Annotated in this window: 3 protein-coding genes; all 3 read right to left on the bottom strand. The window is 65.4% G+C overall.

Features of this window, described 5'->3' with window-relative positions; genetic code table 11:
- A partial coding sequence (locus GTP77_RS29595) for a cytochrome c oxidase subunit 3 family protein (protein WP_161075727.1) occupies positions 1-524 on the bottom strand: 524 nt, incomplete at its 3' end.
- Complete coding sequence (locus GTP77_RS29590) at positions 521-2344, bottom strand: cytochrome c oxidase subunit I (RefSeq protein WP_161075726.1); 1824 nt, start codon at positions 2342-2344, stop codon at positions 521-523. The genes GTP77_RS29590 and GTP77_RS29595, both read right to left, overlap by 4 nt.
- 14 nt (positions 2345-2358) lie before the next feature.
- Positions 2359-2688: c-type cytochrome (locus tag GTP77_RS29585; RefSeq protein ID WP_161075725.1), on the bottom strand; the 330-nt coding region annotated here is incomplete at its 5' end.

Below are 2688 nucleotides of genomic sequence, written 5' to 3'. Positions count from 1 at the left end.
GGCGCGCGCCGCGCGCTGCGCCGCGCAGCAGCACCCGCCAGCGCAGCCGCCACCAGGCCGCCGCCCACGTGCAGTCCATGCAGCCCGGTCAGCAGATAGAAGAAGCTGCTGGCCGGGTTGCCGTTGACGGTAAAGCGCATATCCGTCATGGCCTGCCAGGCCCACAGCTGCACCGCCAGGAAGGCCAGCGACAGGCCGCACGCCAGCAGCGCCGCGCGCACGCCGGGTCCCGCAGCGGATGCGGCGCCGGGGGGCGTTGCCGTCCGCATGCCGCCGCGACGCGCGCTTTCCCATGCGGCGCTGGCCAGAGCCAGCACTGCCGTGCTGAGCCACAGCTGCCACGGCACGTAGCGCAGCGGCTGCCAATCCGCCATCGCCATGCGCATCACGTAGGCCACGCTGAACAGCATGAACAGCGACGTCACCACGCCCATGAACACCCACAGGCCCACCTTGCGCGCGTCAGGCACGCCCAGCGCAAGCTGCACGGCCTGAGCCGACTGCATGCCGCCCCCGGCGCTCATGCCGCACCTCCGCCGGGCACGGGATGCCCATGCCCCGGCACGCCCCCGCCTGCCGGCGCACCGGGCGGGTGACCGCCATGCAGCTCGTCATCCGGCCCCACGTTCTGCGGAATGTAGTCGCTCTCGCCGGTCTGCTGGCCGTAGTCATACGCGCCGCGGTACACCACCGGCAGCTGCGGCCCCCAGTTGCCATGCACGGGCGGGGTTTGCGGCGTCAGCCATTCCAGGCTGGCGGCGCGCCACGGATTGCCGTCCGCCACCTTGCCCCTGAAGGTGCTGTAAGCCATATTGAAAATGAACAGCAGCTGCGCCACGCCCACCACCAGCGCGGCGATGGTGATGAACTCATTCATCAGCTGCGCCGACGGCGGAATGAACTGGTAGTTTTCATAGGCATAGTAGCGGCGCGGCATGCCCAGCACGCCGAGGTAATGCATGGGGAAGAAAATGGCATACGCGCCCAGGAAAGTAATCCAGAAATGCAGCTTGCCCAGCGCGTCGTTGTACATGCGTCCGCTGATCTTGGGATACCAGTGGTAAATGCCGCCAAACACCGCCAGCACAGGCGAAACGCCCATCACCATGTGGAAATGCGCGACCACAAAATACGTGTTCGACAGCGGAATATCCACGCTCACATTGCCCAGGAACAGCCCGGTCACGCCACCCAGCACGAAGGTGCTGATAAAGCCCAGCGCAAACAGCATGGGCACGGTCAGATGTATGTCGCCGCGCCACAGCGTGAGCGTCCAGTTGTAGACCTTGAGCGCGGTAGGGACGGCGATAATCAGCGTGGTGGTGGCGAAGAAGAAACCGAACAGCGGATGCATGCCGCTCACATACATATGATGCGCCCACACGACAAAGCTGAGCCCGCCAATAATGACGATGGCCCACACCATCATGCGGTAGCCGAAGATGCATTTGCGCGCATGCACACTGACCAGGTCGGAAATAATGCCGAAGGCCGGCAAGGCCACGATGTAGACCTCGGGGTGGCCGAAGAACCAGAACAGGTGCTGGAACAGCAGCGGATTGCCGCCCTGGTGGTTCAGGTGCTGGCCCATGGAGACGATGGCGGGCATGAAGAAGCTGCTGCCCAGCGTTTTGTCGAACAGCATCATCACGCCGCTGACGAACAGCGCCGGGAAGGCCAGCAGCGCCAGGATGGTGGCCACGAAGATGCCCCAGACGGTGAGCGGCATGCGCATCAGCGTCATGCCGCGCGTGCGCGCCTGCAGCACCGTGGTGACGTAGTTCAGGCCGCCCATGGTGGCCGCTGCGATGAACACCACCAGCGAAATCAGCATGACGATGATGCCCCACTCCACGCCCGGCGTGCCCTGCAGGATGGCTTGCGGCGGATACAGCGTCCAGCCCGCGCCGGTGGGGCCGCCGGGCACGAAGAAGCTGCCTATCAGTATCACCACGGACAGCAGGTAGAACCAGTAGCTGAGCATGTTCAGGAAGGGGAACACCATGTCGCGCGCGCCCACCATCAGCGGGATCAGGTAGTTGCCGAAGCCGCCCAGGAACAGCGCGGTCAGCAGATACACCACCATGATCATGCCGTGCATGGTGATGAACTGGTAGTAGCGCGACGCGTCGATAAAGGCGAACTTGCCGGGGTAGCCCAGCTGCAGCCGCATCAGGTCCGACAGCACCAGCCCGATCAGGCCGACCACGATGGCCGTCAGCGCATACTGCACCGCGATCACCTTGTGGTCCTGGCTCCACACGTACTTCGTGACCCAGCTCTGGGGGCCATGGTCATGCCCGTCTCCAGACTCATGCTCGTCGTGTCCGCTTCCGTATGCCATCGCCAGCTCCCGCGTCACTTCACCGTCTTGATGTAGTCCACCATCGCCGACAGCTCCGCCTCCGTGAACGGCTGCTGCGGCATGATAGGTGGGAAGCCGCGCACGATGCTCGCCTTGGGATCGGCGATGGACTGCTTCAGATAGGCATCGTCCGCCACAGCGGTCTTGCCGCTGTCCAGTGTTTCGGTCTTGCCGTACAAACCTTTCCAGCTCGGCCCCACGCCGGGGCTGCCGTCCACGCTGTGGCACGCCGTGCAGCCGCGCGCCTGCGCCAGCAGCTTGCCCTGCGCGGCCGTGTCGCCGGCGGCGCCGGCAGCAGCGGCGGCGCCCGCTCCGGCCGAACC

It is taken from the genome of Pseudoduganella aquatica (assembly GCF_009857595.1).
GTDB lineage: Bacteria > Pseudomonadota > Gammaproteobacteria > Burkholderiales > Burkholderiaceae_D > Rugamonas > Rugamonas aquatica_A.
The sequence above is the reverse complement of the archived record's forward strand: the minus strand, read 5'-3'. Positions and strand labels throughout refer to the sequence as shown.